This window comes from Oleiphilus sp. HI0086, from assembly GCF_001635225.1.
This window is the reverse complement of sequence record NZ_LWFZ01000969.1, coordinates 1-2024: the sequence shown is the minus strand read 5'-3', so window position 1 is coordinate 2024 and position 2024 is coordinate 1. Positions and strand designations below refer to the sequence as shown.

2 protein-coding genes are annotated in these 2024 nt (G+C 44.7%); both read right to left on the bottom strand.

Annotation, left to right across the window (positions count from 1 at the left end; translation table 11 throughout):
• Positions 1-399, bottom strand: a 399-nt coding sequence (locus A3756_RS17375) for a beta-ketoacyl synthase N-terminal-like domain-containing protein (protein ID WP_304438894.1), incomplete at its 3' end; no start/stop codon positions are given.
• A gap of 307 nt (positions 400-706) precedes the next feature.
• Positions 707-1819 (bottom strand): cell division protein ZapE, encoded by a 1113-nt coding sequence (gene zapE, locus A3756_RS17370; protein WP_068554080.1) that lies wholly within the window; start codon positions 1817-1819, stop codon positions 707-709.
• Positions 1820-2024: the final 205 nt, after the last annotated feature.

The window sequence follows — 2024 nt, the reverse complement described above, 5'->3', positions numbered from 1 at the left end:
AGCACCACCATCGCTCCCCATCGGGACTCGTGACATAGACTCGATACCCCCAGCGACCACGAGATTTTCCCAACCTGAACGAATCTTCATTGCAGCGGTGTTAACCGCCTCGAGCCCCGATGCGCAAAAGCGATTAAGGACAACACCTGCAACATCATCATTCCATCCTGCAGCCAATGCTGCAGTTTTTGCGATATCAGCACCTTGGTCGCCAACAGCGGTAACGCAGCCCATGACGATATCGTCAACCTCAGCTGTATCGAAACCATTGCGCTGTTGAAGAGCGTTTAATAAATCTGAAAGAAGTGTTACCGGTTTTACTTCATGAAGAGCGCCGCTCGCTTTACCTCGGCCCCGAGGTGTGCGAATCGCGTCAAATATTAGGGCTTCATTTGTCATTGTACTTATCCTATAAAATTTGTTCGTCCATTGAATGGAAAACGCATTATTAGGATAGCTGGCTAAGCGAAGGTCTCAATGATATTTCATAGCAATAAAGTTGATCATTTATTGCAAGCTTAGAATGAGAGAGTAAAAAACGGCTTAGGGATTCGATTATGCGCGGCCGGTGACCCCGCCTTCCTTGGAGCGCTACCAAGGCTTATGTAGGCGGCCCGTCTCGGGGCGCAGGTTCTGCCTCGGAGTAGTCAGATGGTACGGCGGTTTCGTTCTGCGCGGCCAGAGAACCCGCCTACTTTGAGTGCTATTAAGCCTTGTGTGCTTGCTCTAGATATTCGTGACTTTGCATTTCTAACAAACGGCTTTCTGTTCGTTCGAACTCAAAGCTAAGTTTGCCGCCCTGGTAAATTTCATGGATAGGCGCTTCAGCAGAGATAATCACCTTAACGCTGCGGTCATAAAATTCATCAACCATATTGATAAAGCGCCTCGCCTGATCATCTGTATCGATACTCATCTGAGGGACGTTACTCACGATCACTGCGTGAAATTCTCTTGCGATCTCAATGTAGTCATTCTGGCTTCTAGGTCCATCGCAAAGCTCGGAAAAGGTAAACCAAACAACATCGTCAGCATGCCGTAGTGCTTTAAGAGGGCGACCATTAATCTCAAGCTCTAGCTCGTGAGAACCAGCTTCAACAGCGAGCTGTTTAAAGTATTTATCCAAATTGATATCGGCTTGTGCATCTAAAGGAAAATGATAAAGCTCAGCCTGTTCAAGTGTACGTAAGCGGTAATCGTTACCGCCATCAACATTCACAACCTCGGTGTACTTGTTAACAAGATCGATAGCAGGCAGAAAGCGATCACGCTGTAGGCCATCCTTGTATAAACCATCTGGAACAATGTTTGAAGTACATACAAGGGAAACACCGTTCGCAAAAAGCTCTTGCATTAAGCCGCCAAGAATCATTGCATCACCGATATCGGAAACAAAAAACTCGTCGAAGCAAATTATACGGGCCTCATCACTCAACTTCTTCGCAACGATATGCAATGGGTTCTTTTCGCCTTCAAGCGTAGTCAGCTCCTGGTGAACCCTTTGCATAAAGCGATGGAAGTGAATGCGCATTTTTTGCTCAAAAGGCAGGCTTTCATAGAAGTTATCCATTAGATAAGTTTTACCACGACCCACCCCGCCCCAGAAGTAAAGGCCTTTGACAGGCTCTGGCTTCTTTTTAGAAAACTTGTTAAACCACTTCCCGGCTAAGCGCTTGCGCTCTGCTTCATCTGAAATTAGATTTTCATACAGCGTTTGCAGTCTATCTACCGCCATTTTCTGTGCAGGGTCTTTAACGAAACCTTCCTTTTCCAAATCTTGTAAATAACGTTGCAAGGGAGAGAGCGGTAAAGACGACATATTCGAAAAATCCTAATACGAGTAAAACTAACTCTGGAAGCTTTTCTGTGAAACTTTTTTCAGAGGCCTAAAAAAGCGGCTATTTTGAGGCTTGTTGCCGCCTAGGTCAATTTTCGATTAAAAAACTATTTGCTATTGTCTTCAGACTAAAGAGGTTTTAGTATCAATCTATTATATTTTAGTTTTTTATATAACTAACATTTCT